Below are 26,594 nucleotides of genomic sequence, written 5' to 3'. Positions count from 1 at the left end.
TCACGCCCCCACGGGAACTGTTCCCGCGAGCGCGCCCGCGTACGGGCCGCCCACGCCCCAGGCCTGGTGCATCGCGTCGGCGAAGGCCCCGGCCAGCCGGTGCTCGCCGGTCGGGCCGGGGTGGGTGCCGTCGTAGGTGTCCGTGTGGATGTCGTAGCCCTCGGGGGCCGAGGCCAGCAGGACCGGGGACGCGGCGGTGTCCAGGTCGGCGACCGCTTTCGCGAGCAGGGTGTTGAAGCGGTCGCACTCGGCGGCGAAAGGGGCGTCGGACTCCGCCCGTATGTTCGGTATGACCGGGAGGAGCACCATCCTGATCCGCGGGTTCGCGGTGCGGGCCCCGGCGATGAAGGCCCTTACGTTCGCGGCGGTCTGCGCACTGTCCGTGTAGAAGCCGAGGTCTATCAGGCCGAGCGAGACCAGCAGGACGTCGGCGCGGGTCGCGGTGACCGTGTCCGCGATGACGGGGGCCATGTGCAGCCAGCCCTCGCCCCAGCCGGACAGGTGCCGGCGTGCGGGGGCCGGGAAGGCGGGATCGGCGTACGCGTGGGAGAGCGGGGCGTTCGCCTCGGGGTCGTACAGCTCGGTGCGCGGGCCCGTGATCGCGTACCCGCCGTCGCCGAGGGTCGCTTCGAGGTGCTGCCACATGCGGTAGCGCCAGGTGAAGTCGCCGGCCCTGCCCACGGTCATGCTGTCGCCGACGAAGAGAAAACGCATGGCGACATCATGGCCGATCAGCGCTCCGGCCTGCGACGTGACAGTGGACACTTGTGCCATGAGATCGCTGCTGACCGTCTCCGCCGCTGCCGCCCTCCTGTTCCTGACGGGGGCGGCACCCGCCGTCGCGGACGACGGGGACGGGGCGGACCGCACGTTCACGATCGAGGACCCCCGGATCACCGAGTCCAGCGGCCTCGCCGCCAGCCGCCTCCACCCGGGCGTCTACTGGACGCACAACGACAGCGAGGACGGGCCGTACGTCTACGCCGTCGACTCCCGGACGGGGAAGACCGTCGCGACGATCACCATGAAGGGTGTGGGCGAGCCCCGGGACGTCGAGGCGATCTCGCTCGGGCCCGACGGCAATCTGTACGTCGGCGACATCGGCGACAACCTCGACGGCTCCTGGGACCACGTCTGGATCTACCGCTTCCCCGAGCCGAAGCGGCTCGCGGATGCCACGGTGCGGGCGACGCAGTTCGACGTGACGTACGCCGACGGGGCGCGCAACGCCGAGGCGATGATGGTCCACCCGAAGACGGGGCGGGTCTACATCGCCTCGAAGAACGAGGACGGCGGCGGGCTCTACGAGGGCCCCGAGAAGCTGGCGACCGGCGGGAACAACGTGTTCCGGCGGGTGGGCGAGGTGCCGTGGGTCACCGACGGGGCGTTCTCGCCGGACGGCGAGGAGCTCGTGCTGCGCTCGTACTTCAGTGCCCGGCGCTACGCCTTCGAGAACGGCCGGCTCGGCGCGGACCACGCGGTGGGCGTCCCCCTCCAGGGACAGTCCGAGTCGGTGACCTACACAGCGGACGGCTCGGCGATGATGTTCGGCTCCGAGGGCGAGAAGAGCGACGTCGTGCGCGTGGACGTGGAGGGCTGGGACGACCGGAAGGACGGCGACGCGCCCTCCCCGAGCAACGGTGGCGGCGGGACCTCGTCCGGGGACGACGGGGACGACGGGGACAACGGCGGACCGGACAAGGGCACCACGACCGGGGGAGCCGTGGCCGTCGCCGTCATCGTGCTGGCCCTGATCGCCGCGAAGCGCCGCCGGGGCCGGTAGGGGCCGCCGGGCCGGCAGGGGGCCGCGCGGTGGCACAGTGGAAGCCCGACCCACCCGTCCTCCCGGAGACCGATCCCCCCATGCGCCTGCTGCTCATCCGCCATGGTCAGACCCCCTCCAACGTCAAGCGCCTGCTGGACACCGCCGAGCCGGGCCCTGCCCTGACGCCCCTGGGACAGGAGCAGGCGGCGGCTCTGCCGGACGCCCTGGCGGACGAGAGGATCGACGCCCTCTACGCGTCCAGCCTGCTGCGCACCCAGCTCACCGCGGCGCCCCTGGCGGCCACGACCGGCCTCGACGTCCAGGTGCGGGAGGGCATCCGGGAGCTGATCGCAGGCGATCTGGAGATGCGCGGGGACGACGAGGCGGTCGAGACGTACATGACCACCGCGTTCGCCTGGTCGGCGGGGAACACCGCGCTCCGCATGCCGGGCGGGGAGAACGGCGTGGAGGCCCTGCGGCGGTTCGACGCCGTCGTCGAGGAGGCCGCCGCCACCGGAGCGCGGACCGTGGTCATGGTCAGCCACGGCGCCGCCATCCGCATGTGGTCGGCGGCCCGCGCCGAGAACATCGACGTCACCTCCGCGTCCGCGCAGGAGCTGCGGAACACCGGCATCGTCATCCTCTCCGGCGCGCCCGGCCGGGGCTGGCGTGTCCTGCACTGGGAAGGCCGGGCGGTCGGCGCCGAGGACAGCGGCATCGAGGAGAGCGGGCCCGCCGGCGAGGCGGTCGAGGACACGGAGAGCCTCTAGCGGGGCGCCCGGCAGTCTGCCTGATCGGGCCGGCTCGGATCGGGCACGTACGGACCCGGTCCGATCCGGACGCTGAGCGCCGGGTTCACCGGTCGTCGGTGATCGGCCGCAGCTCGTAGTGGAGCGTGTGGTCGCGCTTGAGGCGATGGGCGAGGGGTACCGCCACACCGTGGAGTGCCGGGTACTTCCTGGACATCGTCCGGGAGGCGTGGGTGTTCTCCTTCGACCCCTCCTGGAGGAGCCGCGCCCAGGCCTTCACGGGCGGTCCCGTCGGCGCGCCCCGCACGGTGCACGGGGCGATCTCCACGACGGGGTGGTTGCGCATCCGGTCCACCTTCCACGCCGAGGAGAACGTCCGGATGTAGGCGTGGTCGCCCTCGACGGCGATGCTGACGGGCGTACGGGCAGCCGATCCGTCCGGCCTGCGGCTGCTCAGCAGGACGGTGTACTGCTTCACGAAAGGCTCTAGTTCATGGATCGTCTCCATGTATTCCATGGTGCATGAAACAGGGGTGATCCGGGCCCTTCCGGCGGACCTGTACACAGCGCGCGAACTGGTTGATCGCGAGTGCCCAGGAGTGGGCCCGGAGCGTGGCCCGGCAGGTGCGGACCGTGACATCGGTGGCCGTCCGTACCTGTGGGGCGTGGTGTTCCCGTCGCTCGCCGTACGCGGATTCCGGCGGCTCGGCCGCTGACGCCGCGTAGGCTCCGCCCCATGCAGGTCAACGGGGCCCCCGAGCCCTTCTCCACCTCCCGCCTCGACGCGCTGCCGCTCGATGTCGCGCACGCGGAGGAAATGGCCGCGGTCCTCTTCGACCCGGCCCTGCACGCCTACACGGGAGGCGCCCCGGAGGACGCCACCGCCCTGCGCGCCCGCTACGAGCGCCAGACCGCCGGCTCGCCCGACCCCGCCGAGCTCTGGTGGAACTGGGTCCTGCGGGAACGCGCCGACGGGTGCCTGACCGGATACGTACAGGCCTCCGTGCGGGGCTCCGGGGCGGAGGTGGCCTGGGTGGTCGGGACCCGCTGGCAGGGCAGGGGATACGCCAAGGAAGCGGCCACGGGGCTGGTCCGGCACCTGCTGGACCAGGGAGCCGTCCGTACGGTCGTCGCCCACATCCACCCGGACCACGCGGCCTCCGCCGCCGTGGCCTCGGCGGCGGGACTGCTGCCGACGGACGAGTGGGAGGACGGGGAGGTGCGATGGCGGTACGAGGCGCCCGCCGCACCGGCCCCGGAGCCCGGCGCCTGACGGGGGCGGCGCGGTCCCGGGGCGGACCGGCCCGGGGTCTGAGCTCGGGGTCCGGCCGGGCGGCGCGGCCCCGGACTGTCAGTGCTCCCCGCTACAGTGCCCGACCGTGACCGAACCAGACTTCCTGCGCACCACTCGGGCGTCGTACGACGTCATGGCGGACGGCTACTTCGCGGCCTTCCAGGACGAACTCACCGCCAAGCCCGTCGACCGGGCCCTGCTCGCCGGCTTCGCCGAGATCGTCCTGGCGGACGGGGGAGGGCCGGTGGCCGATGTCGGCTGTGGCACGGGGCGGGTGACGGCCCATCTGCACGGCCTGGGACTGGACGTCTTCGGCGTCGACCTGTCGCCGGGGATGCTCGCGGTGGCCCGGCGGGCCTACCCCGAACTCCGGTTCCAGGAGGGCTCGATGCTCGCCCTCGACCTCCCGGACGGCGCTCTCGGCGGCCTGCTCGCCTGGTACTCCACGATCCATGTGCCGGACGACCTGCTCCCCGCGGTCTTCGCCGAGTTCCACCGCGTCCTCGCCCCCGGCGGGCACCTGATGCTCGGCTTCCAGGCGGGTGACGCGGTGCTGCGCCGGGACGACGCCTGGGGCCAGGAGATCCAGCTCGACTTCCACCGCAGGCAGCCGGACCGGGTGGCCGCACTGCTGGTGGAGGCCGGGCTGACGATGCGGGTGCGGACGCTGCGCGAGAGGGACACCGCGAGCGCCTACCCCGAGCCGACGGACCAGGCGTTCCTGATCGCGCGGAAGCCGATTGTCAGTGGCGGGCGGCAGGATGGGGACACCGACTGAGGAGGGGGCTCCCATGGGCACCTGGGGGATGGGCCATTTCGACAGCGACACCGCCGCCGACTTCTCGGGGAGTCTCGACGACGCCCCGCCCGGCAAGCGCGAGGAGATGATCAGGGAGGCCCTCGCCTTCGCCGCCCGCACGGGCCCGGAGGAGTATCTCGACGCCGACGACGGGGTGGTGGCCGTCGCGGCCGCGGCCCTGCTCGCCGCCCAGAGACCTGGCGGCACCCCCGTGGACACCGTGTACGGCCCGGACGAACCTCTGCCCCCGCTGCTCACCCCGGACCTGTGCGAGCTGGCCGTGCGGGCACTGGGGCGCGTGATAGCTGAGGAGTCCGAGCTGCTGGACCTGTGGGACGACGCCGGGGAGGGCGAGCAGTGGAGCGCGGGCGTCCGTGAGCTCCGCGCGATTCTGGCGGGGGCCGACGCGGCGGCACCGTAGCCGGCCGGTGGGCGCCGGCCGTCAGCCCTTGGGGCGGCCCGCCCGCACCAGCTCGGCGACGTCGAGGGAGACCTCGGCGCCGATGGAGGCGGGCAGCGGGGCCTGCTGGCCGGGGGCGTACACCTCGTGGCGGTCGTAACCGGAGGCCAGGGGCTCGGTCAGCACGTGGACGCGGCCGTGCCTGCGGTCGACGATGACATAGACGGGGATCTTCGCCTCGGCGTACGCCACCACCTTGTTCCGCAGGTCGGCCTGGTAGTTGCCGGAGGTGACCTCCAGGACGAGCCGGAAGCAGGCGGGGTCGTAGCAGTTGTTCTCGACCAGGTGCGCGTCGAGATCGGCGTCGACGATCGCCAGGTCCGGGATCGCGTAGTCCTCGGGACCGCCGGGCAGCCAGAGACCCACGGCCTGGAGGACTTCTGTCTCGCCGTCGTCGAGCCCGGCGGTGATGAACGGCCGCATCAGTTTGGTGAGCGCGCGGGCGTGCGGCCCGTCCGGGCGTGGTGCCACGGTGATGACGCCTCCGATGATCTCGACGCGATGCCCCGGAAGCCGCTCGGTGAGACGGTTGGCCGTCACCAGCATCGGTTCCGGCTCATCGTCACAGGGGTGCTCGACTGCTGCTGCAGACATTGCGGGGCTCCTGGGATGGCTGGTGTCGAGAGCATCATCGTAGGGCGAGGGGCCGGTTTCCGTCGTGAGCCCTCGTTCGTCACCCCGGCGAGTGAAGCAGAAACGGCCCTGCTCACCGGGGTGAGGAGGGCCGTTCCGGACGCGTGACCGTCAGAGCTTGTCGATGACGTAGTCGATGCAGGCCGTCAGCGCCTGGACGTCCGCCGGGTCGATCGCCGGGAACATCGCCACGCGCAGCTGGTTGCGGCCCAGCTTGCGGTACGGCTCGGTGTCGACGATGCCGTTGGCGCGGAGCACCTTGGCGACGGCCGCCGCGTCGATGCCGTCCTCGAAGTCGATCGTGCCGATGACCTGCGAACGCTTCGCCGGGTCGGTGACGAACGGGGTGGCGTACTTGGACTCGTCGGCCCAGCCGTACAGGTTCTGCGCGGACGTGGCCGTGCGGCCGGTCGTGAACTCCAGGCCGCCCTGGGTGTTCATCCACTTCAGCTGCTCGTTCAGCAGGAAGAGGGTGGCCAGCGCCGGGGTGTTGTACGTCTGGTTCTTCAGGGAGTTGTCGATCGCCGTGGGCAGCGAGAAGAACTCCGGGATGTGCCGGCCCGAGGCGTGGACGCGTGCGGCGCGCTCCAGGGCCGCCGGGGAGAAGACACCGATCCACAGGCCGCCGTCGGAGGCGAAGGACTTCTGCGGGGCGAAGTAGTAGACGTCCGTCTCGGTGATGTCGACCGGCAGGCCGCCCGCACCGGAGGTGGCGTCCACCAGGACGAGGGAGCCCTCGTCGGCGCCCGCGACCCGCTTGACGGGGGCCGCGACACCGGTGGAGGTCTCGTTGTGGGTGAAGGCGTAGACGTCGACGCCCGCCTCGGCCTTCGGGTCCGGGTGGGTGCCCGGGTCCGAGGCGATGACGGTCGGGTCGGCCAGCCACGGGGCCAGCTTGGCCGCCTTCGCGAACTTCGACGAGAACTCGCCGAAGTTCAGGTGCTGGGACTTCGACTCGATCAGGCCGTGCGTCGCGACGTCCCAGAAGGCGGTGGAGCCGCCGTTGCCCAGGACGACCTCGTAACCCTCGGGGAGGGAGAAGAGGCTGCGCACGCCGTCGCGTACCTCGCCGACCAGGTTCTTGACCGGGGCCTGGCGGTGGGACGTACCGAGAAGGGAGGTGCCGGTCGCGGCCAGCGCGTCGACCGCCTCCGTCCGCACCTTGGAGGGCCCGGCGCCGAAACGACCGTCGGCGGGCTTGAGGTCTGCGGGAATCTGGATATCAGCCACGAAGCGGAGCGTAGTCCCTCCCGGAAGCGGTCGAGGACCATGTCCGTCCGGTGAGACGCGCGCTCCGGATCATGGACGGTCCGTGCGGCGCGGGCAGCGGGCCCCCTCCGCGCCCGTGCGGCGCGGGCAGCGGGCGCCCGCGCCGCACGGAACCATGGCGGAGGTCCGCCGGGCTCAGCCCAGGTCGACGGGGAGCTCGTGCAGGTCGTTCTGGGTCACGATCGGCTTGTTCCGCAGCTCGGAGGCCGGTACCGCGAGGTCCAGGTCGGGGAAGCGCTCGTACAGCGCGGGCAGGGCCACCCCCGCCTCCAGCCGGGACAGCGCGGCGCCCGGGCAGACGTGCGGGCCGTGGCCGAAGGCGATGTGGCGGTTGGGGGAGCGGGTGATGTCGAACTCCCCGGCGGTGGGCCCGTACTGCTTCTCGTCCCGGCCCAGCGCGCCGAAGGAGATGAGCAGGCCCTCACCCTTGGGCAGGATCTTGTCGCCGACCTCGATGTCCTCGGTCGCGAAACGGATCAGGACGTGCGAGGTCGGGGTGTTCCAGCGCAGAGTCTCCTCGATCACGTTCTCCCACGGGACCTCGCCGCTCAGCACGCGCTTGCGCTGCTCGGGGTGGGTCTGGAGCGCCTCCACGACGTTGACGACCAGGCTGATCGTCGTCTCGTGACCGGCCGCGATGATCAGCTGCAGCGTGTTGACGATCTCCTCGTTGGTGAGGTGGTCGCCGTCCTCGGACGCCGCGATCAGGGCGCTGGTCAGGTCGTCGCCCGGGTTGGCCCGCTTGTCGTCGACGATCTTCGTGAAGAGGGTGCCGAGGTCCGCCATCATCTGCGGGACCTCCTCCGGCGGGGTCTGCGTCGAGAAGAACTTCTCGAACAGCTCCTTCAGCCGGGGGTGGTCGGCCGCGTCCACGCCCATCAGCTCGCTGATGACGTTCATCGGCAGCGGATAGGCGAACTCCGCCTTCAGATCGACCGTCTCGCCCTTGGGGTGCGCCGCCAGCCGGTCCAGGGAGGCGTTCGTCAGCGCCTCGATGCTCGACCGCAGCCGCTCCACCCGCTTCACCGTCAGCGCCTGCGCGACGAGGGTGCGCAGCCTGCGGTGGTCGGCGCCGTCGACGGTCAGCATGGAGCGGCCCGGGTTGACGAGACCGATCAGCGGCCAGTCCATCGGGATCTCGCCGCGCTGCCAGGCGTTCCAGACGTTGATGTCCTTCACCACGCGGCTGTCGGTGAGCAGCTGGCGGGCCTCCGCGTGATGCGTCACCGCGTAGCAGTGCACCCCTCCGGGGAGCTCCACCTCGGCCAGCGGGCCCGCGGCGCGCAGCGCGGCGCTCTCGGCGTCGAGGTCGGTGACGAAGGGATCGAGGACGATCCGGGTCATTTCTGGCCTCCAAGTGCGGGAGTGGGCGTGAAGTGCACCGGCAGGTCCGTCAGTCCGCGCAGCCACGGGGAAGGACGCCGGGTCAGCTTGTCCGCGGGGACGGCGAGGTCCACGTCCGGGAGCCGGTCCAGGAGCACCTCGATCCCCGTACGGGCGATGACCTCCGCGGTCTCCTGGGCCGGGAACGGGCAGCGGTGCTCGCCGTGTCCGAAGGAGAGGAACGCGTTGTTGCCGCCGGTCAGCGCGGAGCCGTCGGTACGCACCTGGGGGTCGCCGTTGGCGGCGGCTATGCCGAGGAGCAGCAGGTCGCCGGCGCGGATGTGGCGCCCGCCGAGGTGGGTGTCGCGGGAGGCCCAGCGGCCCGCCACGTTCTGGGTGGGCGTGTCCTCCCAGAGCACCTCGTTCATGGCCTCGCCGACGCTGTGCCGGCCGCCCGAGAGCGACGCGGCGAAACGGTCGTCGGTCAGCATCAGCCGCAGCGAGTTGCCGATCCAGTCGGCGGTCGGCTGGTGGCCCGCGGCCATCATCACCATGAGGTCCTGGGCGACCTCCTCGACGCTGAAGCCGCCCGGGTCCTGGAGCATCCGCGACGCGACGTCGTCGCCGGGCCCGGCCAGCTTGTCGGCGAGGAGCTGCCCCATGGCGGCGGCCAGGTGCTGCTGCCCGGCCAGCGCGCGCTCGCGGCCGTCGATCATGTCGTTCAGCGCGCCCACGAGCGGGCCGCCGACCTCGTCGCTGAAGCCGTAGAGCTTCGCGAGGACACGGGCGGGCAGCAGCATCGCGTACTCGGCGATGATGTCGGTCCTGCCGGTGGCGCAGAAGCGGTCGATGAGGTCGTCGGCGAACTCCTCCGCGTACCGATTGAGCGCGAACGGGTCGACGGCCTCCAGCGCGTTGCTGATCATGGCCGCGCGGACGGTGTGCCGCTCACCGACCGTGTAGAGGATCGACGGCTGCTTTCGCCCGATCATCGGCAGCAGCGGCCAGTTGTCCGGGATGTGCTCCCACTGGTTCCACAGCTCCGAGTCCCGGCTGAAGAGCACCGGGTCGTTGGTCACCTGGTGCAGCTCGCGGTAGCCGAGGATCAGCCACGCGGGGACGTCGCCGTCCAGCACGACGGGTGCCACGGCGCCGTTGTCCCGGCGCATGTCCCGGTACAGCTGCACGGGGTCGGTCTGGAACCGGGGACCGGACAGCGGGGCGAAGTTCTGGGACATGGGGCACTTGGTCATGGCGTGCGCTCCGGGGTCATCGCCGCGGCGGTCATGGCGCCCGCAGCCGCGCCGGCGCTCTTCTCGCGGGCGACGGAGAGGGCGTAGAGGTGCTCGACCAGCGTGATCAGGACGTACTTGCTGGACGAGCGGTCCCGGGCGTCGCACTCCACGAGCGGGACCTCGGGGGAGAGGTCCAGCGCCTCGCGGATCTGCTGCTCGGTGTGGAGCGGACCGCCGAAGTCGTTGCACGCCACGATGAACGGCGTGCCGTGGTGCTCCAGCCGGTCGATGGCGTACCAGGAGTCGGCGAGCCGCCGGGTGTCGACGAGGACGACGGCGCCCAGGGTGCCCGAGAAGAGGCTGTCCCAGAGGTACCAGAAGCGTTCCTGGCCGGGCGCGCCGAAGAGGTAGAGGACCGACCGCGCGTCGAGCGTGATGCGGCCGAAGTCGAAGGCGACGGTGGTGGACGTCTTGGAGTGCACACCGTCGAGGTCGTCGACGTCCTCGCCCGCACGGGTCATGGTCTCCTCCGTGTTGAGCGGACGGATCTCGCTCACGGAACGGACCATGGTGGTCTTGCCGACCCCGAAGCCGCCGACGACGACGATCTTCAGTCCGTTGTCGGCCGTCGCCTGCAGGGCGGCACGGTCAGAGGTTGCGGAGTCCAACGAGCACCTGTTCCAGGGTGTCGGTGTCGGGGAGACGGTCCTCGACACGTGCAGTACGGGGATGGCGGGCGCTGATCCGGCCGGTGTCGAGCAGGTCGCACAGCATGATGCGGACGATGCTGACGGGCAGGTTCAGGGTTGCCGAGATCTCGACGACCGCGGTGGGGCTGTCACACATCCGCAGGATCGCGACGTGTTCCGACTGCATCCCGGCGCTCGGTTCGCACTCGGCGACGACGAGCGTGACCAGGTCGAACGCGGCCGAGTCGGACCGGCTGCGGCCACCCGTGAGGGTGTACAGCCGGTCCGGATCGTCGTCGCGGCCGGGGCGGGGGCGCGGTAGCTGCGTCATACGTCCGCTGTCTCCGCGGCGGTGGCCACGGTGTCGGAGGAGGCACGCGGCGGGGCGACGAGGTATTCGCCGAGCTGCTCGACGAGCTCGCTCATGTTGTGGCCGACGAGGCCGACGTCGGAGTCCTCCGCCGCCACGACCGCCAGGTGGGCGCCCGCACCGGCTTCGACGATGAACAGCACACCGCCGTAGAACTCGGTCATCGCGGACCGTACTCCGCCGGTGCCGTCACCGAACTCGATGGACGCGCCGTGCGACAGGCTCTGGATGCCGGCGGAGATCGCGGCCAGCTGGTCGGCCTGGTCGACGGAGAGCTCGGGGGTCCGGCACAGCTTGAGGCCGTCCCGGGACAGGACCAGTGCGTGCCGGGCGCCGGGCGTGCGGTCGAGCAGGCCCTCCAGCAGCCAGTTGAGCTTCTCGTCGGTCGTCGCGCTCATCGGGTGTTGCCTTCCGGGTGCGGTGAATTGGCACGTACCGCCTGGCTGAAGGTGCTGAAGCGGGCAGCCTGGACCTTCGGGTCGGTGGTACGGGGCCGGGGGGAGTCGGCGTCGCCGGGGGCGGCGTTGCCGGTACGGGCTTCGGCGGCGGCCAGGGTGCGGCCGCGGCGTCGCTTGGGCAGGCCGCTCTCGCCGACCTGGGGGACGGAGCCGGTGGATTCGGCCGCGGACTCCGGCGTGCCGGACGCGGTCCGGGGCGCGGACCCCGCGGTGTCCGCCGCCCTCTCCGGGGTGCGGCCCGCGGACCGGCCCTCGGAGCCCGGGGTCGAGTGGTCCGGCTCCGGCTCGGGCTGCGGCTCCGGGCGCCGGTCGGCGTCCGCGAGGGGCGCGGGAGCCGTCGTACGGGAGATGAGCTCCTGCGGCAGCATGATCAGCGCGCCGGTACCGCCGCGCGCCGAGGGCCGGAAGGAGACGGTCAGGCCGTGCTTCCGCGCCAGCCGGCCGACGACGGCGAGGCCGAGCCGGGTGCCGGAGATGGCGGTGAGGTCCTGGTCGTCGGCGGACACGGCGCGCTCGGCGCGGCGCAGCTGCACATCGCTCATCACGAGGCCGCTGTCCTCGACGGTGACGACGATGCCCGCCGGCACCTCCTCGACGTACACGTGGACCTCGGCGGTGGGCGGCGAGAAGTTGGCAGCGTTGTCGAGGATCTCCGCCAGGGCGTGCATGACGCCCTCGGCGGCGTGGCCCGCGATGGCGACATCGCTGGTCGAGTGGAGGCGGATGCGCTGGTAGCTGCCGATCCGGCCCATCGCGCCGCGCAGGATCGACTCCATGACGATCGGCTTCGCCCAGCGGCGCCCGGAGCGCGCGCCGGTCAGCACGGCGATGGAGTCGGCGAGACGGCCCGCCTGGGCCGTGCGGTGGTCCAGGTGCAGCAGATCGCCGAGCACGTCCTCGGCGGTGTGCCGGTGCTCCATCTCGCGCAGGTCGGCCAGCATGCTGGTGGCCAGGGCCTGCATCCGGCCCGCGGCGTTGGCGCAGGCGGCGACGGCGGCGGCGCGCTCGGTCTCGCTGCGCCGGGCGCGGGCGGTCAGCCGGGCGGCCTCGGCGGTGAGCCGCTCGTGCTGCTCGGTGGCCTCGACGGTGACCCGGGCGACCCGGTCGTCCGCCTCGGCGGTGACCCTGGCCGCCTCAGCCGACGCGGCAGCCCTGATCCGGGCGGTCTCGGCGGTGAAGCGCTGGGCCTCGGCGGCGGAGGTCGAGACGAGGCGCGAGGTCTCGGCGGTGAAGCGCTCGGCGTCGGCCGCGCGCAGGGCGCGCAGATTGCGCGCGGTGGCGAGTGTGTGAACGGTGACGGTCACCGCGACGCACAGCAGCACGGCGGCTGCTGCCGCCCCCCACGACAGCGGGGCCCGTACCGAGTCGGGGGCGGCGGAGACCGCCCACAGGCACAGGGAACCGGTAACGGCTGCCGAGATCAGCAGGGCGAGCGCGGTCTGCCGGAGTTGAGGGCGCAATCGGAGTCCTTGGGGCGGACGGTGCGAGGGAAGGGACAGGTGTGACGCAGGTGCGGTACTGCGGGTACGGCGAGAGGTGCGGGTGTTGCGGATGTCACGAGAGGTGCAGGTGTGACAAGTGGGGCAATCAGGATGTTCCGGTGTGGTGGTGGTGAAAGAACCACAACTGGAGCTGATTGTTCCTGATCAAGTCACGGCAACTATAGGAGAATTGGCGACTTGTTTGGGGATTCCTTGTGGCCACTTCTGTTTGAAATCTGGCCGGAAAGGGCCCTTGTCGATCCCTTCGGATGCTGTCCGTCGGGTCAAGCACCTGGACGGGCGGGTGAGTAGCGATAAATGTCGCGTTATGTCCCCTGTGTGAGGCTTGAATTGTCACGATCGTCGCCCGTGAGCCGGTGGCCAGCTAATGTGAGCGCTCCGGTGCAGTCGGCCTGCCAGGTCGGGCACTGCCGTAAGACACACCGCGCGCCTTGAAGGGGGAGGCGCCGCGTGGCCCCGACGGAGGACGCAGCAACCGTGGACGCGCAAGGCCGTGGGCGGGACGAAGGCATCGACCCCGCAGACCAGTGGGTACTCAATCCGGACACCGGTGATTACGAACTGCGACTGACCCCTTCCTCAGGGCGATCGTCCGCGTCGTCCGGTTCCGGCCGTGGTGCCTCCGATGCCAGGACTCCCGGCCCGCGCCGCGGACGGGGCCCCGTGACCCCGCCGGAGGACGACCGGGCCGCCGTGCCCGGACAGCGCGGCGGGCGCAGGGGCTCCGGCGGCGGACGCGGAGACCGGGACGAGAGCCGCAGGCCGGGCGACCGCGACGAGGGGCGCAGGGCGGGCGGCCGAGCGGCACCGCCGGCGGCCGGGCGCCGCAAGGCGAAGCCCAGGAAGTCGCGCAAGAAGAAGGCCCTGGTGTGGACCGGCGGCGTGCTCGCCTTCCTGCTGGTGGGCACCGGTACCGCGGGCTATCTCGTCTACCAGCACTTCAACGGCAACATCACCGCCGTCTCCACCGACGGCGCGGGTACCGGCGGCTTCAGCAAGGACCGGGCGATCAACGTCCTGGTGATCGGGACCGACAAGCGGACCGGCGCGGGCAACGAGGGGTACGGGGACGCCGGCAGTGTCGGCCACGCCGACACCAACATCCTCTTCCACGTCTCCAAGGACCGTACGAACGCCACCGCGCTGAGCATCCCTCGTGACCTGATAACGGACATCCCGAACTGTCCGACCACGATGGAGGACGGCTCCAAGAAGGACATCCCCGCGACCACCGGCGGGCGGTTCAACACCAGCCTCGGACAGTCCGACCGCACCCCCAGCTGCACCATGCGCACCGTCACCGAGCTCACCGGCATCACGCCCGACCACTTCATGGTGGCCGACTTCAACGCGGTCAAGTCCCTGACCACCGCGGTCGGCGGCGTGGACGTCTGCCTCGCCAAGGACATCGACGACAAGGACTCGCACCTCAAGCTGTCCAAGGGCGAGCACACCCTCCAGGGCGAGCAGGCCCTCGCCTTCCTGCGTACCCGTCACTCCGTCGGCTTCGGCAGCGACCTGAGCCGCATCGAGATCCAGCAGCAGTTCCTCGGCTCGCTGATGCGCAAGCTGAAGTCCAACGACACCCTGACGAGCCCCACCAAGATGTGGTCCCTCGCGGAAGCGGCCACCAAGGCGCTCACGGTCGACGACAAGATCGCCGACATCAACCAGCTGCGCAAGCTGGGCATGGAGCTGGCCTCGGTCGACCCGAAGAACATCACCTTCACCACGGTCCCGGTGCTGGACAACCCGAACGACAAGGCCACCGTCATCCTCGACGAGTCCAAGGCCCCCCAGGTCTTCTCGATGATGCGCGAGGACGTCTCCTTCACCGCCGTCGAGAAGCAGGAGAAGGCCGCGGCCAAGGCCGCTGCGGACGCCAAGCTGAAGGGCGAGATGGCCGACCCGGCGGACGTGAGGGTCGACGTCTACAACGGCGGGGCCCCGGCGGGCTCCGCACAGAACGCACTGGACTGGCTTCAGAACGAAGAGGGCGTGCTGAAGTCCACCAACAAGGCGAACGCCCCCGCGGACGTGAAGAAGACGCAGCTCGTCTACGCCCCCAACCAGGCCGACCAGGCCCGGCGGCTGGCCGACTTGATGGGCCTCTCGGCCTCGGCCCTCAAGCCGACGACGACGGACGCGGGCGAGATGGACCCGATGGTGCTGACGCTGGGCCCGGACTTCAAGACGGCGGGCAGCCCGCTCACCGCGCCGCAGAAGGCCCCGGAGGACATCCAGCGGGTGGAGGCGGACAAGGCGGTCTGCGCCAAGTAGCCCCCTCGCAACGGCGCCCGGCCCCCGCACGATGTGCGGGGGCCGGGCGCCGTTCGGGCGGCCTCCGGCGGCCCGGGTGTTCAACGGCGCCCGTGGTGCGGCTGGGGCGCATCGTCGCTGTCCCGGTCCTGACGGACCCCGTGGCCGTACGGCCCCCGGGTGTCAGAGCTTCGCGACGGCCTCGCTGACCGCCGCCGAGAGCCGCTCGTTCTCCGGGGCCGCACCGCCCGGCAGGGCGAAGCGCCGCCGGGTGTAGCCGTAGGCCACACCGCTCGCGGGATCGGCGTACGCCTGCGAGCCCGCCGCCCCGGAGTGGCCGAAGGCGCCCTCGCCCAGGGCCGGGTAGACCGCCTGCGACGCCTCGAAGCCGAGGGCGAAGTGGTCGGTCTCGCCGGTCACCAGGTCGGTGCCCTTCCACCGCACCCGGCCGGCCTCCGCCACCGACTCCGGGGTGAGGAGCGGCGCCCGGCCGTCCAGCCCGGTGACCGCGGCGGCGTACATGCCCGCGAGCCCTCGCGCCGAGCCCACGCCGCCGACCGACGCCGGGCCGAGCGCGCGCAGCGCGCGGTTGTTGACGAGGGCGATGAGATCGAGCGGCTCGTTCCCGCCGAAGCCGAACGCGAGTGCCCGCAGGCTGTCCGGGTCGAGCGGGTTCGCCGCCATCTCCGCCGTCTGCTCCGGGGTGGGGACGCCGGGCCTGATGTCCACGTACCGGGACTCCAGCGCCTCGGGCAGGCCCAGGTGGAAGTCCAGCCCGTACGGGGCGCGCACCCGCTCCTCGAAGAGCTCCTGGATGGACCGTCCGGTGGCCCGCCGGACCACCTCGCCGGTGAGGGCGCCGATCACGAGCGCGTGGTAGCCGTACTCCGTGCCGGGCGTCCAGTAGGGCCGCTGTCCGGCCAGCCGCGCGGCGATCAGCCGGTCGTCGGCCAGCTCCTCCGCGGTGAAGCCGCCGTCAGCCCAGACCAGCCCGGCACGGTGCGACACCAGCTCGCGGACGGTCAGCTCGCCCTTGCCGCCCTCGGCGAACTCCGGCCAGTACGAGGCGACCGTACGCTCCGGATCGATGACGCCGTCCTGGACGAGCAGGGCCACGACGAGATGGGCGGCGCCCTTGGTGGAGGAGTACACGGCGGGCAGCGAGTCCCCGTCGATGCCCTCCCCGGCCCACAGGTCCACTACGAGCCGGCCGTCCCGGTACACCGCGAGCTGGCCGCCGGGCTCCGTGTGGTCCGCGGCGAGTACGGCGGCGAACTCCTCCCGTACGCCCTCGAAGCCCGCCGCCACCGTGCCGTGCACGGTGATGGTGCCGTCTGTGTCCGTCATGAGTGCCCCCAGAGCTGATCGACCCGACCGGTACAGGTCTGCCAACTCCCTTGCCGCCAGGCTTCATTCCCCCTGTGGCGTGAAATTTCCGGGTGGTTCCCGCTGTTCGCGCGCCACGATCTCGCGGGCGAGCGCCGCCAGCCGGGGCAGCGCCGGATGGCCCGGCCCGTCCCTGCGGGCCAGCAGGACGGGCAGCGGCGGGGCGTCGTCCAGCGGCACGTAGGTGACCCCCGCGTGCGGGTGCATCCCCGAGGTCGACGCCCCCGAGACCCCGTTGCCGCGCCCGGCCGCGATCGCGGTGAGCCAGTCGTCGGTGTTGGCGACCGTGAGGGTGGCGGCGGGGCGCGCCTCGGGCGGCCAGAGGCCGAGCGTGGTGGCCCCCGAGACGGTGTTCAGGACGATGGGGTCGCCGGTCAGGTCGGCCAGCGAGAGCGAGGCGCGGCCGGCGAGCGGTCCGTCGGCGGCGACGGCGGCCACCCGGCCCTCCGTGAACAGCACCTCGGTGGCCAGCCCCGGGGTGTCCACGGGCCCGCGCAGCAGTGCCGCGTCCACCTCGCCCCGGGTGAGCCCCGCCGTACGGTCGTCGATGCGCAGCAGTTCGAGCGGGGTCGACGGATACCGCTGCTGCCAGGTCCGCAGCAGCGGTGTGGTGTACGGGCCGAACGCGGACCAGGCGTGCCCGAGCCGTAGCGGCCAGTGCCGCAGCCGTCCGGGGTCGAGGGCCTCGTCGAAGGCGCCGACCGCGGCGGTGGCCTTGTCGCGGAAGGCGACGCCCTCGGGGGTCAGGGCGAGGTGGTGGGTCGACCGGTCGACGAGCCGCACACCCAGCTGCCTCTCCAGGGCCGCGAGCGTACGGGAGACCACGGGCTGGGTGACCCGGAGCCGGGTGGCCGCGCGGGTGACGCTGCCCTCGTCGGCGATGGCCAGGAAGGCCCGCAGATGGCGGATCTCGATCCCTCGTCCACCGTTGCCCGTGCCCTGTCCAGTGCTCATGCGTCCGGAGCATAACGGGAGAGCAATCGGCATTTCACGGGAGGCGCGCCGGTCCCTAACGTGAGGATGTGGGCGACCACTCCTCGGTGTCGTATCGTGCACCTCTGGTTCAATGTATTGTACTGAGCGAAGCTGAACGAGACTGGATGAGAGGTTCCTGGTGAAGGACTCGCGCGCTGCCGTAGAGCCGGCCGCAGCGGTTGCCGTACCGGAGGCGGTGGCCGCGTTCGACGCGCCGGACCGCCCCGGTGGTGGCAGGCCCGCGCTCGGCCCGATCGCGCTGGTGGTGGCGAGCGGGCTCTCCGTCCAGTTCGGCGCGGCGGTCGCGGTCCTGCTGATGCCCAAGGCCGGGGCGCTCGGGGTCGTCACGCTCCGCCTCGCCGCCGCGGCGGTGGTCCTGCTGGTCGTCTGCCGGCCGAAGCTGCGGGGGCACTCGCGCTCCGACTGGGGCACCGTGGTGGCGTTCGGCGTGGCGATGGGCGCCATGAACACGCTCTTCTACCTCTCCCTCGAACGCATCCCGCTGGGCGCCGCCGTCACCCTGGAGGTCCTGGGCCCGCTGGTCCTGTCCGTGGTCGCCTCCCGCCGGCTGGTCAACCTCGTCTGGGCGGCCCTGGCGCTCGGCGGTGTCGCTCTGCTCAGCGGCGGCGGCTTCGACCGCCTGGACCCGGTCGGAGCGGCGTACGCCCTGGCCGCCGGCGCCATGTGGGCGGCGTACATCGTCTTCAGCGCCCGCACCGGCCGCCGCTTCCCGCAGGCGGACGGCCTGGCGCTGGCCATGGTGGTGGCGGCGGTGCTCTCGCTGCCCCTCGGCATCATGGAGGCCGGCTCGAAGCTCGTGGTCCCCACCACGCTCGGCCTGGGCATCGCCGTGGCCCTGCTGAGCTCGGTCCTCCCGTACACCCTGGAGCTGATGGCCCTGCGGAGGCTGCCCGCCCCCACCTTCGCGATCCTGATGAGCCTCGAACCGGCCATCGCCGCCACGGCGGGCTTCCTCATCCTCGACCAGGCCCTCTCCTCGACGGACGCCGTGGCCATCGCCCTGGTCATCGGGGCGAGCATGGGCGCCGTACGCAGTCAGGGGCGGCGCTCCCGGAAGCGCTGAGGCCGTCGCGCGCGGGGGGGGCCTCTCCGTTCCCCCTGCGCGGCCGGGCGTCCGATCCTAGGGTGGTCGCGACGGCCGACCTGGAGGAACACATGCCGGAGCACGACGATCTCCTCGCCCTCGTGACGGATCAGCGCACGAACTTTCTCTACACCGTCGCGGAGCTCGACGACGCCGGGGCCCGCGCCCGGACCACGGTCAGCGAGCTGACCCTCGGCGGACTCCTGAAGCACCTCGGACTCGTGCAGCGCAGCTGGCTCGACGTCGTCGAGGGCACCGCCCCCGCCAAGATCGACTGGTCGGACCTCGACCCCGACGGCAACCGGATGACCGACGACGAGACGGTGCCCGGACTGCTGGAGGCCTTCCATGCGGCGGCGGCCGATTTCGACCGTACGGTGCGCGAGGAGACCGACCTCGACCGCGAGGTCACGCTGCCCCAGTACCCCTGGTCGCCCCCGGAGCCGGACGTCTGGACCGTCCGCCGCGTCCTGTGGCACATCTTCCGCGAGATCGCCCACCACAGCGGCCACGCCGACATCATCCGCGAGGCCCTGGACGGTGCCAGCACCACGGCGAAGATGGCCGAAGCGGCGTCGAAGAGGCAGTGACGGGCCCACCGCGCCGGGACGGGGCGCCGGAGGGACGATGGAAGGGAGCCGAGGAAGGAGGCCCGCGCATGGGAGCCCCCAAGGAAACCGACGAGTACGCCGGGCTGTACTCGCACACCCCCTCGCAGGCCGAGGGAGAGCGCGACGAGCCGTCCGTGCGGGGCACGGCCTCCGAGACGCACCCCGACGTCCCCCGGACCGAACCCTCGCAGGCCGAGGGCGACCGCACGGAGTAGCAGGCCGAGCGGGCGGACGGGCGGGCGGAGACGGTCAGCGGCGTCCGGCCGACACCTTGTGCCCCCGTAGGCCGGGAAAGCCCCCCACCGGCGCGGGCGAATAAATCATGCAAGCATGCTTGCTTGTTTTATGGGGCGCTGGCATGCTCCGGGGCACACCGCCACGCCCCGAGGGGAGCGCACCGTGTCCGACGCATCGGCCGTGACCGTCGCCGTGCTCGACGACCTGCGTGAGGAGAGCGACGAACTCGACCTGCTGGTAGCCGGGTTGAGTGCGCACGAGTGGACCGTGCCCACCCCCGCCGAGGGGTGGACCGTCGCCCACCAGATCGCCCATCTCAACTGGACCGACGAGGTCGCGCTCGTCGCCGCCACCGAGCCCGGTGCCTTCGCCGCCGAGGTCGAGAAGGCGCTGGCCGCGCCGGACAGCTTCGTCGACGAGGCGGCCGGGGAGGCGGTGGCCGCGCTGACGCCCGAGGCGCTGCTCGTGGAGTGGCGGGAAGGGCGGGCCCGGCTCCAGGACGCCCTGCGCGCGGCGCCCGCGGGGGCGAAGCTGCCCTGGTACGGGCCGCCCATGAGCGTGGCGTCGATGGCGTCCGCGCGGCTCATGGAGACCTGGGCGCACGGCCAGGACGTCGCCGACGCGCTCGGCGTCGCCCGCAAGCCGACCGCCCGGCTGCGGCACGTCGCCAGGATCGGCGTACGGGCCCGGGACTACGCCTACTTCGTCCGGGGCCAGCGACCACCCGCAGAGCAGTTCCGGGTGGAACTGCTGGCCGAGGACGGCGGACCGACCGTGTACGGGCCCGAGGAGGCCGCCCAGCGGGTCACCGGGCCGCTCCTCGACTTCTGCCTGCTCGTCACCCAGCGCGCCCACCGTGACGACCTCGCCGTCGAGGCCGTGGGCGCGGACGCCGACCGGTGGCTGGACATCGCGCAGGCCTTCGCCGGACCGGCCGGACCCGGACGGCCCCCGAAGGCGGACCGATGACCCGGCCGCTGCGCATCGGCAACGCGTCCGGCTTCTACGGCGACCGGTTCGACGCCGTCCGCGACATGCTCACCGGCGGTCCGCTCGACGTCCTGACCGGGGACTACCTCGCCGAACTCACCATGCTGATCCTGGGCCGCAGCCGCCTCAAGGACCCGAAGCGCGGATACGCCTCGACGTTCCTGAGGCAGCTGGAGGAGAGCCTCGGGCTCGCCCACGAACGCGGGGTGAGGATCGTCACCAACGCCGGCGGGCTGAATCCGGCCGGACTCGCCGACGCCGTACGGGAACTGGCCGAGCGGACCGGTGTCCCCGTGCGCGTCGCACACGTCGAGGGCGACGCGCGGCCCGTGCCCGACGGCTACCTCACCGCCAACGCCTACCTCGGCGGCGCGGGCATCGCCGCCTGTCTGCGCGCCGGGGCCGACGTCGTCGTCACCGGCCGGGTCACCGACGCCGCCCTCGTCACCGGGCCCGCCGCCGCCCACTTCGGCTGGGGTCCCGACGCCCACGACGCCCTCGCGGGAGCCGTCGTCGCCGGGCACGTCCTGGAGTGCGGGACCCAGGCGACCGGCGGCAACTACGCCTTCTTCGGCGACCACGACGTCCGCCGCCCGGGGTTCCCGCTCGCCGAGATACACGAGGACGGCAGCAGCGTCATCACCAAGCACGACGGCACCGGCGGCGTCGTCGACATCGGCACCGTCACCGCGCAACTGCTGTACGAGACGGGCGGTGCCCGCTATCCCGGACCCGATGTCACCGCCCGGCTCGACACCGTACGGCTCACGCAGGCCGGACCCGACCGGGTGCGGATCGACGGCGTACGCGGCGAGGCCCCGCCGCCCACGCTCAAGGTGGGGCTCAACCGGCTCGGCGGATGGCGCAACGAGGTCGTCTTCGTGCTCACCGGGCTCGACATCGAGGCCAAGTCCCGCCTGGTGCGGGACCAGTTCGCCGACGCCCTCGACCGCGCGGGCTCGAAGCCGGCCGAGGTGCGCTGGGAGCTCGCCCGCACCGACCGGGCCGACGCGGGCACCGAGGAGACCGCGAGCGCCCTGCTCCGGCTCGTCGTGCGCGACCCGGACGCGGACGCGGTCGGCCGGGCGGTCTCCGGGGCCGCCGTCGAGCTGGCGCTCGGCAGCTACCCGGGCTTCCATGTGACCGCCCCGCCGGGCAAGGGCGCGCCGTACGGGGTCTTCGAGGCCGCGTACGTACCGGCCGGCGAGGTCGAGCACGTCGCCGTACTGCCCGACGGCTCCCGGGAGACCGTCCCGGCGGCCGGTCCGTACCGGGAACTGGCCGGGGTCGCCGAACCGGCCCTGCCCGAACCGCTGCCCCAAGGGCCCACCCGGACCGTGCCCCTCGGGTACGTCGCCGGCGCCCGCAGCGGCGACAAGGGCGGGGACGCCAACGTCGGCGTCTGGGTCCGCACGGACGAGGCCTGGCGGTGGCTGGCCCACGAGCTGACCGTCGAGCGGTTCCGGGAACTGCTGCCGGAGACCGCCGGGCTCACCGTCGGGCGCCATGTCCTGCCCGGACTGCGGGCGCTCAACTTCGTCGTGCGGGGCCTCCTCGGCGAGGGCGTCGCCGCGCAGGCCCGCTTCGATCCGCAGGCCAAGGCGGTGGGGGAGTGGCTGCGCTCCCGGCATGTCCCCGTCCCCGTACAGCTGCTGGACGACACGGAGGTGACCGCATGAGCGTCCTGCCCACCGCACTCGACACCACCGGGCCCGAATACGCCACGAACCGCGAGGCCATGCTCGCCAAGCTCGCCGAACTGGACACCGAGCACGCCAAGGCCCTGGCGGGCGGCGGCGAGAAGTACACCGCGCGGCACCGGGGGCGCGGCAAGCTCCTCGCCCGCGAGCGGATCGAGCTGCTCGTCGACCCGGACACCCCGTTCCTCGAACTGTCCCCGCTGGCCGCCTGGGGCAGCGACTACGCGACCGGCGCGTCCCTCGTCACCGGGATCGGGATCGTCGAGGGCGTCGAATGCCTGATCACCGCCAACGACCCCACCGTACGCGGCGGAGCCTCCAACCCCTGGACCCTCAAGAAGGCCCTGCGCGCCAACGAGATCGCCTTCGCCAACCGGCTGCCCTGCGTCTCCCTCGTGGAGTCCGGCGGCGCCGACCTGCCCTCGCAGAAGGAGATCTTCATCCCCGGCGGGGCCCTCTTCCGCGACCTCACCCGGCTTTCCGCCGCCGGAATCCCCACCGTGGCGGTCGTGTTCGGGAACTCCACGGCGGGCGGGGCCTACGTCCCCGGGATGTCCGACCACACCGTGATGATCAAGGAGCGGTCCAAGGTCTTCCTCGGCGGCCCGCCCCTGGTGAAGATGGCCACCGGCGAGGAGAGCGACGACGAGTCGCTCGGCGGCGCCGAGATGCACGCCCGCACCTCGGGCCTCGCCGACCACTACGCCCTGGACGAGCACGACGCGCTGCGCCAGGCCCGGCGGATCGTGGCCCGGCTCAACTGGCGCAAGGCGCACCCCGATCCGGGCCCGGCCGAGCCGCCGAAGTACGACGAGGACGAGCTGATCGGCATCGTGCCCGGCGACCTCAAGGTCCCCTTCGACCCGCGCGAGGTCATCGCCCGGCTCGTCGACGGCTCGGACTTCGACGCCTTCAAGCCGCTCTACGGGACGAGCCTGGTCACCGGCTGGGCGCGGCTGCACGGCTATCCCGTCGGCATCCTCGCCAACGCCCAGGGCGTGCTCTTCAGCGAGGAGTCGCAGAAGGCCGCGCAGTTCATCCAGCTCGCCAACCAGCGCGACATCCCGCTCCTCTTCCTGCACAACACCACCGGCTACATGGTCGGCAAGGAGTACGAACAGGGCGGCATCATCAAGCACGGCGCGATGATGATCAACGCGGTGTCGAACTCCAGGGTCCCGCACCTGTCCGTGCTGATGGGCGCCTCCTACGGCGCCGGCCACTACGGCATGTGCGGCCGGGCCTACGACCCGCGCTTCCTCTTCGCCTGGCCCAGCAGCAAGTCCGCCGTCATGGGCCCCCAGCAGCTCGCGGGCGTCCTCTCGATCGTCGCCCGCGCCTCCTCCGCCGCGAAGGGGCTGCCCTACGACGATGAGGCCGACGCCGGGCTGCGCGCCATGGTGGAGCAGCAGATCGAGTCCGAGTCCCTTCCGATGTTCCTCTCTGGGCGGCTGTACGACGACGGGGTCATCGACCCGCGCGACACCAGGACCGTCCTCGGGATGTGCCTGTCCGCGATCCACACGGCACCGGTCGAAGGCGCGCGCGGCTTCGGCGTCTTCCGGATGTGAGGCAGAGGATGATCACCACACTGCTGGTCGCCAACCGGGGCGAGATCGCCTGCCGGATCTTCCGCACCTGCCGCGAGCTCGGCATCGCCACCGTCGCCGTGTACTCCGACGCGGACGCCGGCGCCCTGCACGTGCGCGAGGCCGACACCGCCGTGCGCCTGCCGGGGAACGCGCCCTCCGACACCTATCTGCGCGGCGACCTCGTCGTCGCCGCGGCGCTCGCCGCGGGGGCCGACGCCGTGCATCCGGGATACGGCTTCCTCTCGGAGAACGCCGGCTTCGCCGCCGCCGTGCGGGACGCGGGCCTCGTCTGGGTCGGACCGCCGGTCAAGGCCATCGAGCTGATGGCGTCCAAGACCCGGGCCAAGGAACTGATGGCCGCCGCGGGCGTGCCGCTTCTGGCCCCTGTCGACCCGGGAAGCGCCACCGTCGCCGATCTGCCCCTGCTGCTGAAGGCGGCGGCGGGCGGCGGCGGGCGCGGGATGCGGATCGTGCGGGACCTGGCCGCGCTGCCCCAGGAGCTGACCGCCGCGTCCGCCGAGGCGGCGAGCGCCTTCGGGGACGGCGAGGTCTTCGCCGAGCCCTGTGTCGAGCGGGGCCGGCACGTCGAGGTCCAGGTCATGGCGGACGGAGAGGGGACGGTGTGGGCGCTCGGCACCCGCGACTGCTCGCTCCAGCGCCGCCACCAGAAGGTCATCGAGGAGGCCCCCGCGCCCGGCCTCGACGAGGCGCTGCGCGGGCGGCTCCATGACGCGGCGGTCGCCGCCGCGCAGGCGGTGGGGTACCGGGGCGCGGGAACCGTCGAGTTCCTCGTGTCGGCCGAAGGACGCCCGTACTTCCTGGAGATGAACACCCGGCTCCAGGTCGAACACCCTGTCACGGAGGCGGTGTTCGGGCTCGATCTCGTCGCCCTGCAACTGCGCGTCGCCGAGGGCGCGCCCCTGCCCGCCGCCGCGCCACCGGAGCCGGCCGGACACTCCGTCGAGGCCCGGCTGTACGCCGAGGACCCGGCCCGTGACTGGCAGCCACAGACCGGATCACTGCTCACACTCGATCTGCCGGACGAACCGGGCATCCGCCTCGACACCGGCTACACGGGCGGCGACACCATCGGGGTGCACTACGACCCGATGCTCGCCAAGGTCATCGCCCACGCCCCGACCCGCACGGAAGCCGTCCGGCTCCTGGCCCGCGCGCTCGAACGCGCCCGTATCCACGGCCCGGTCACCAACCGGGAGCTGCTCGTACGCTCCCTGCGGCACCCGGACTTCGTCGCGGGACGCCTGGACACCGGCTTCTACGACCGGCACCTGGCCGCGCTGACGGCGACCGGCGGCCCGGGGGAGGAGGAGGCCCGCACCCTCGCCGCCACCGCCGCCGCGCTCGCCGCAGCCACGGCGGGGGGCGCGACGGGCCCCGCCCGCTTCGGGGCCTGGCGCAACCTCGCCTCGCAGCCGCAGACCCGGCGCTACCGGAGCGAACCCGACGGCACCGAGTACGAGATCGCCTACCGCACCGGCCGGGACGCCATCCCGGTCCCCGGTTCGGGCGAGCGGGTCGTCGCCGTACACCCCGGTGCCGTCACCCTCGAAACCGGCGGTGTGACACGGCACTTCGCCGTGACCGCGCACGGCGACCGGGTCCATGTCGACACCGCGTCCGGCTCGTACGCCTTCACCGCCCTGCCCCGCTTCACCGACCCCGCCGAGCGCACCGAACCCGGCTCCCTGCTCGCCCCCATGCCCGGCACCGTCGTCCGCCTCGCCGAGGGACTCGTGCCCGGCGCCGCCGTCGAGGCCGGGCAGCCGCTGATCTGGCTGGAGGCGATGAAGATGGAACACCGCATCCTCGCCCCCGCCTCCGGCACCCTCACCGCGCTCCACGCCGCCCCCGGACTCCAGGTCGAGGTCGGCGCGCTGCTCGCCGTCGTACAGGACGCCCCCGCGAACGCCCCCGCGCACCAGGAGGAGACGACACCATGAGCACCGTCCTCGAAACCGAGGAGCACCGGGCGCTGCGCGCCGCGGTCGCCGCCCTCGGCAAGCGCTTCGGCCGCGACTACAGCACCGGCCTGGCCCGCAAGGGCGAGCACCCGCGCGAACTGTGGGAGGAGGCCGGCAAGCTCGGCTACCTCGGCGTCAACCTCCCCGAGGAGTACGGCGGCGGAGGCGGCGGCATGGCCGAGCTCTCCATCGTCCTGGAGGAGCTCGGCGCGGCGGGCAGCCCCCTCCTCATGATGGTGGTCTCCCCGGCGATCTGCGGCACCGTCATCGCCCGCTTCGGCACCGAGGCCCAGAAGCGGACCTGGCTTCCTGGCCTCTCCGACGGCTCCCTGACCATGTCCTTCGGCATCACCGAGCCCGACGCCGGCTCCAACTCGCACCGCATCACCACCACCGCGCGCCGCGACGACGGGGGAGGCTGGATACTCAGCGGCCGCAAGGTCTTCATCTCCGGCGTCGACATCTCCGACGCCACCCTGATCGTCGGCCGCACCGAGGACGCGAAGTCCGGCAGCCTCAAGCCCTGCCTCTTCATCGTCCCCCGCGACACCCCCGGCTTCACCCGCACCCTGATCGACATGGAACTCCACGCCGCCGAGAAGCAGTTCGAGCTGACCCTCGACGACGTGACGCTGCCCGCCGACGCCCTCGTGGGCGAGGACAGCGAGGACGCCGGCCTTCTCCAGCTCTTCGCGGGGCTGAACCCGGAGCGCATCATGGGCGCCGCCTTCGCCATCGGCATGGGCCGCTACGCCGTCGAACGGGCCGTGGACTACGCGAAGACCCGCACCGTCTGGAAGGGCGCGCCCATCGGCGCCCACCAGGCCATCGCCCACCCGCTCGCCCAGGCGCACATCGAGCTGGAACTCGCCCGGCTGATGATGCAGAAGGCCGCCAGGCTCTACGACGACGGCGACGACACCGGCGCGGGCGAGGCCGCCAACATGGCGAAGTACGCCGCGGCCGAGGCATGCGTCCGGGCCGTCGACCAGGCCGTCCACACCCTCGGCGGCAACGGCCTCACCCGCGAGTACGGGCTCGCCTCCCTCGTCACCGCCGCGCGCGTCTCCCGTATCGCACCCGTCAGCCGCGAAATGATCCTGAACTACGTCTCCCACCAGACCCTGGGCCTGCCGAAGTCGTACTGACGTCCTCGGTCGTGTCACGGGTCTCCCCAACCGCTCCCGCAGGGGCGATTCTGGCTCTCCACC

At 72.4% G+C, this 26,594-nt stretch carries 26 protein-coding genes; 14 read left to right on the top strand and 12 right to left on the bottom strand.

The genetic code is table 11. The features are described 5' to 3' along the window. Positions 1 to 774: a GDSL-type esterase/lipase family protein gene (locus ACWCQM_RS20160; protein ID WP_450916537.1), complete on the bottom strand. Its 774-nt coding sequence runs from the start codon at positions 772 to 774 to the stop codon at positions 1 to 3. Here ACWCQM_RS20160 and ACWCQM_RS20155 point away from each other — a divergent pair. After that, positions 773 to 1,783 (top strand): WD40 repeat domain-containing protein, encoded by a 1,011-nt coding sequence (locus tag ACWCQM_RS20155; protein ID WP_450916536.1) that lies wholly within the window; start codon positions 773 to 775, stop codon positions 1,781 to 1,783. The two genes, ACWCQM_RS20160 and ACWCQM_RS20155, sit on opposite strands and share 2 nt — an antisense overlap. Positions 1,784 to 1,863: 80 nt before the next feature. Next, entirely contained in the window at positions 1,864 to 2,535 is a 672-nt protein-coding gene (locus tag ACWCQM_RS20150; protein ID WP_450916683.1) for a histidine phosphatase family protein, read from the top strand. Between the two features lie 85 nt (positions 2,536 to 2,620). Here the strand turns inward: ACWCQM_RS20150 and ACWCQM_RS20145 are convergent, their stop codons facing one another. Further along, a complete protein-coding gene (locus ACWCQM_RS20145) occupies positions 2,621 to 3,022 on the bottom strand; it encodes a PPOX class F420-dependent oxidoreductase (protein WP_450916535.1) in 402 nt (133 codons plus the stop codon). 228 nt (positions 3,023 to 3,250) lie between these two features. Here ACWCQM_RS20145 and ACWCQM_RS20140 point away from each other — a divergent pair, with 228 nt between their 5' ends. From ACWCQM_RS20140 to ACWCQM_RS20130, 3 genes are all read left to right on the top strand, one after another. Further along, complete coding sequence (locus tag ACWCQM_RS20140) at positions 3,251 to 3,787, top strand: GNAT family N-acetyltransferase (RefSeq protein ID WP_450916534.1); 537 nt, start codon at positions 3,251 to 3,253, stop codon at positions 3,785 to 3,787. 106 nt (positions 3,788 to 3,893) lie between these two features. After that, positions 3,894 to 4,586 carry a class I SAM-dependent methyltransferase gene (locus tag ACWCQM_RS20135; protein WP_450916533.1) on the top strand — a complete coding sequence of 231 codons (693 nt, stop codon included), beginning with the start codon at positions 3,894 to 3,896 and terminating at the stop codon, positions 4,584 to 4,586. A 13-nt stretch (positions 4,587 to 4,599) separates the two neighbouring features. After that, the gene (locus ACWCQM_RS20130) at positions 4,600 to 5,028 is read left to right on the top strand and encodes a DUF4259 domain-containing protein (protein WP_450916532.1); all 429 of its coding nucleotides are present in this window, start codon (positions 4,600 to 4,602) and stop codon (positions 5,026 to 5,028) included. Positions 5,029 to 5,049: 21 nt separating this feature from the next. Here ACWCQM_RS20130 and ACWCQM_RS20125 read toward each other — a convergent pair whose 3' ends face one another. The 8 genes from ACWCQM_RS20125 to ACWCQM_RS20090 all read right to left on the bottom strand — a co-directional run bounded on the left by ACWCQM_RS20125 (position 5,050) and on the right by ACWCQM_RS20090 (position 12,504). Then, entirely contained in the window at positions 5,050 to 5,661 is a 612-nt protein-coding gene (locus ACWCQM_RS20125; RefSeq protein WP_450916531.1) for a Uma2 family endonuclease, read from the bottom strand. 150 nt (positions 5,662 to 5,811) lie between these two features. After that, entirely contained in the window at positions 5,812 to 6,930 is a 1,119-nt protein-coding gene (gene serC, locus ACWCQM_RS20120) for a phosphoserine transaminase (protein ID WP_450916530.1), read from the bottom strand. Between the two features lie 174 nt (positions 6,931 to 7,104). Then, positions 7,105 to 8,313: a cytochrome P450 family protein gene (locus tag ACWCQM_RS20115; protein ID WP_450916529.1), complete on the bottom strand. Its 1,209-nt coding sequence runs from the start codon at positions 8,311 to 8,313 to the stop codon at positions 7,105 to 7,107. After that, the gene (locus ACWCQM_RS20110) at positions 8,310 to 9,545 is read right to left on the bottom strand and encodes a cytochrome P450 (RefSeq protein WP_450916528.1); all 1,236 of its coding nucleotides are present in this window, start codon (positions 9,543 to 9,545) and stop codon (positions 8,310 to 8,312) included. The genes ACWCQM_RS20115 and ACWCQM_RS20110 overlap by 4 nt, the downstream gene beginning before the upstream one ends. After that, positions 9,542 to 10,195 carry a GTP-binding protein gene (locus tag ACWCQM_RS20105; RefSeq protein ID WP_450916527.1) on the bottom strand — a complete coding sequence of 218 codons (654 nt, stop codon included), beginning with the start codon at positions 10,193 to 10,195 and terminating at the stop codon, positions 9,542 to 9,544. Before ACWCQM_RS20105 ends, ACWCQM_RS20110 begins: the two co-directional genes overlap by 4 nt. Further along, entirely contained in the window at positions 10,176 to 10,547 is a 372-nt protein-coding gene (locus ACWCQM_RS20100) for a DUF742 domain-containing protein (protein ID WP_073743968.1), read from the bottom strand. Before ACWCQM_RS20100 ends, ACWCQM_RS20105 begins: the two co-directional genes overlap by 20 nt. Next, on the bottom strand, positions 10,544 to 10,984 hold the full coding sequence (locus ACWCQM_RS20095; protein WP_450916526.1) for a roadblock/LC7 domain-containing protein: 441 nt from the start codon (positions 10,982 to 10,984) through the stop codon (positions 10,544 to 10,546). Before ACWCQM_RS20095 ends, ACWCQM_RS20100 begins: the two co-directional genes overlap by 4 nt. Then, on the bottom strand, positions 10,981 to 12,504 hold the full coding sequence (locus tag ACWCQM_RS20090; protein ID WP_450916525.1) for an ATP-binding protein: 1,524 nt from the start codon (positions 12,502 to 12,504) through the stop codon (positions 10,981 to 10,983). The genes ACWCQM_RS20095 and ACWCQM_RS20090 overlap by 4 nt, the downstream gene beginning before the upstream one ends. Positions 12,505 to 13,023: 519 nt before the next feature. Between ACWCQM_RS20090 and ACWCQM_RS20085 the strand changes: the two genes are divergently transcribed. Further along, positions 13,024 to 14,826, top strand: a complete 1,803-nt coding sequence (locus ACWCQM_RS20085; RefSeq protein WP_450916682.1) for an LCP family protein — start codon at positions 13,024 to 13,026, stop codon at positions 14,824 to 14,826. Between the two features lie 162 nt (positions 14,827 to 14,988). Here ACWCQM_RS20085 and ACWCQM_RS20080 read toward each other — a convergent pair whose 3' ends face one another. Together ACWCQM_RS20080 and ACWCQM_RS20075 are read right to left on the bottom strand one after the other, a co-directional pair. Beyond that, positions 14,989 to 16,152: a serine hydrolase domain-containing protein gene (locus ACWCQM_RS20080; protein ID WP_450916524.1), complete on the bottom strand. Its 1,164-nt coding sequence runs from the start codon at positions 16,150 to 16,152 to the stop codon at positions 14,989 to 14,991. Positions 16,153 to 16,215: 63 nt separating this feature from the next. Continuing rightward, the gene (locus tag ACWCQM_RS20075; protein WP_450916523.1) at positions 16,216 to 17,145 is read right to left on the bottom strand and encodes a LysR family transcriptional regulator; all 930 of its coding nucleotides are present in this window, start codon (positions 17,143 to 17,145) and stop codon (positions 16,216 to 16,218) included. A gap of 160 nt (positions 17,146 to 17,305) precedes the next feature. On the opposite strand from ACWCQM_RS20075, the gene ACWCQM_RS20070 reads away from it, so the two are divergent. The 8 genes from ACWCQM_RS20070 (at position 17,306) to ACWCQM_RS20035 (ending at position 26,531) form a co-directional block, all read left to right on the top strand. Then, positions 17,306 to 18,250 (top strand): EamA family transporter, encoded by a 945-nt coding sequence (locus tag ACWCQM_RS20070; protein WP_450916522.1) that lies wholly within the window; start codon positions 17,306 to 17,308, stop codon positions 18,248 to 18,250. Positions 18,251 to 18,342: 92 nt separating this feature from the next. Continuing rightward, complete coding sequence (locus ACWCQM_RS20065; protein ID WP_450916521.1) at positions 18,343 to 18,861, top strand: DinB family protein; 519 nt, start codon at positions 18,343 to 18,345, stop codon at positions 18,859 to 18,861. A gap of 68 nt (positions 18,862 to 18,929) precedes the next feature. Further along, positions 18,930 to 19,097 (top strand): hypothetical protein, encoded by a 168-nt coding sequence (locus tag ACWCQM_RS20060; protein ID WP_450916520.1) that lies wholly within the window; start codon positions 18,930 to 18,932, stop codon positions 19,095 to 19,097. Positions 19,098 to 19,281: 184 nt separating this feature from the next. After that, on the top strand, positions 19,282 to 20,088 hold the full coding sequence (locus ACWCQM_RS20055) for a TIGR03084 family metal-binding protein (RefSeq protein ID WP_450916519.1): 807 nt from the start codon (positions 19,282 to 19,284) through the stop codon (positions 20,086 to 20,088). After that, positions 20,085 to 21,788: an acyclic terpene utilization AtuA family protein gene (locus tag ACWCQM_RS20050; RefSeq protein WP_450916518.1), complete on the top strand. Its 1,704-nt coding sequence runs from the start codon at positions 20,085 to 20,087 to the stop codon at positions 21,786 to 21,788. Before ACWCQM_RS20055 ends, ACWCQM_RS20050 begins: the two co-directional genes overlap by 4 nt. Next, positions 21,785 to 23,380: an acyl-CoA carboxylase subunit beta gene (locus tag ACWCQM_RS20045; protein WP_450916517.1), complete on the top strand. Its 1,596-nt coding sequence runs from the start codon at positions 21,785 to 21,787 to the stop codon at positions 23,378 to 23,380. The genes ACWCQM_RS20050 and ACWCQM_RS20045 overlap by 4 nt, the downstream gene beginning before the upstream one ends. Positions 23,381 to 23,388: 8 nt before the next feature. After that, positions 23,389 to 25,362, top strand: a complete 1,974-nt coding sequence (locus ACWCQM_RS20040) for an acetyl/propionyl/methylcrotonyl-CoA carboxylase subunit alpha (RefSeq protein WP_450916516.1) — start codon at positions 23,389 to 23,391, stop codon at positions 25,360 to 25,362. Then, on the top strand, positions 25,359 to 26,531 hold the full coding sequence (locus ACWCQM_RS20035; RefSeq protein WP_450916515.1) for an acyl-CoA dehydrogenase family protein: 1,173 nt from the start codon (positions 25,359 to 25,361) through the stop codon (positions 26,529 to 26,531). Before ACWCQM_RS20040 ends, ACWCQM_RS20035 begins: the two co-directional genes overlap by 4 nt. The last annotated feature ends 63 nt before the right edge of the window (positions 26,532 to 26,594 follow it).

The organism is Streptomyces sp. NPDC002125 (genome assembly GCF_053593715.1).
The sequence above is the reverse complement of the archived record's forward strand: the minus strand, read 5'-3'. Positions and strand labels throughout refer to the sequence as shown.

Coding starts and splice junctions, on each gene's coding strand:
- ACWCQM_RS20040 (WP_450916516.1), top strand. CDS start 23,389: ATGATCACCACACTGCTGGTCGCCAACCGGGGCGAGATCGCCTGCCGG.
- ACWCQM_RS20115 (WP_450916529.1), bottom strand. CDS start 8,313: ATGACCCGGATCGTCCTCGATCCCTTCGTCACCGACCTCGACGCCGAG.
- ACWCQM_RS20075 (WP_450916523.1), bottom strand. CDS start 17,145: ATGAGCACTGGACAGGGCACGGGCAACGGTGGACGAGGGATCGAGATC.
- ACWCQM_RS20060 (WP_450916520.1), top strand. CDS start 18,930: ATGGGAGCCCCCAAGGAAACCGACGAGTACGCCGGGCTGTACTCGCAC.
- ACWCQM_RS20035 (WP_450916515.1), top strand. CDS start 25,359: ATGAGCACCGTCCTCGAAACCGAGGAGCACCGGGCGCTGCGCGCCGCG.
- ACWCQM_RS20145 (WP_450916535.1), bottom strand. CDS start 3,022: ATGGAGACGATCCATGAACTAGAGCCTTTCGTGAAGCAGTACACCGTC.
- ACWCQM_RS20080 (WP_450916524.1), bottom strand. CDS start 16,152: ATGACGGACACAGACGGCACCATCACCGTGCACGGCACGGTGGCGGCG.
- ACWCQM_RS20110 (WP_450916528.1), bottom strand. CDS start 9,545: ATGACCAAGTGCCCCATGTCCCAGAACTTCGCCCCGCTGTCCGGTCCC.
- ACWCQM_RS20045 (WP_450916517.1), top strand. CDS start 21,785: ATGAGCGTCCTGCCCACCGCACTCGACACCACCGGGCCCGAATACGCC.
- ACWCQM_RS20130 (WP_450916532.1), top strand. CDS start 4,600: ATGGGCACCTGGGGGATGGGCCATTTCGACAGCGACACCGCCGCCGAC.
- ACWCQM_RS20155 (WP_450916536.1), top strand. CDS start 773: ATGAGATCGCTGCTGACCGTCTCCGCCGCTGCCGCCCTCCTGTTCCTG.
- ACWCQM_RS20160 (WP_450916537.1), bottom strand. CDS start 774: ATGGCACAAGTGTCCACTGTCACGTCGCAGGCCGGAGCGCTGATCGGC.
- ACWCQM_RS20050 (WP_450916518.1), top strand. CDS start 20,085: ATGACCCGGCCGCTGCGCATCGGCAACGCGTCCGGCTTCTACGGCGAC.
- ACWCQM_RS20125 (WP_450916531.1), bottom strand. CDS start 5,661: ATGTCTGCAGCAGCAGTCGAGCACCCCTGTGACGATGAGCCGGAACCG.
- ACWCQM_RS20095 (WP_450916526.1), bottom strand. CDS start 10,984: ATGAGCGCGACGACCGACGAGAAGCTCAACTGGCTGCTGGAGGGCCTG.
- ACWCQM_RS20100 (WP_073743968.1), bottom strand. CDS start 10,547: ATGACGCAGCTACCGCGCCCCCGCCCCGGCCGCGACGACGATCCGGAC.
- ACWCQM_RS20140 (WP_450916534.1), top strand. CDS start 3,251: ATGCAGGTCAACGGGGCCCCCGAGCCCTTCTCCACCTCCCGCCTCGAC.
- ACWCQM_RS20150 (WP_450916683.1), top strand. CDS start 1,864: ATGCGCCTGCTGCTCATCCGCCATGGTCAGACCCCCTCCAACGTCAAG.
- ACWCQM_RS20065 (WP_450916521.1), top strand. CDS start 18,343: ATGCCGGAGCACGACGATCTCCTCGCCCTCGTGACGGATCAGCGCACG.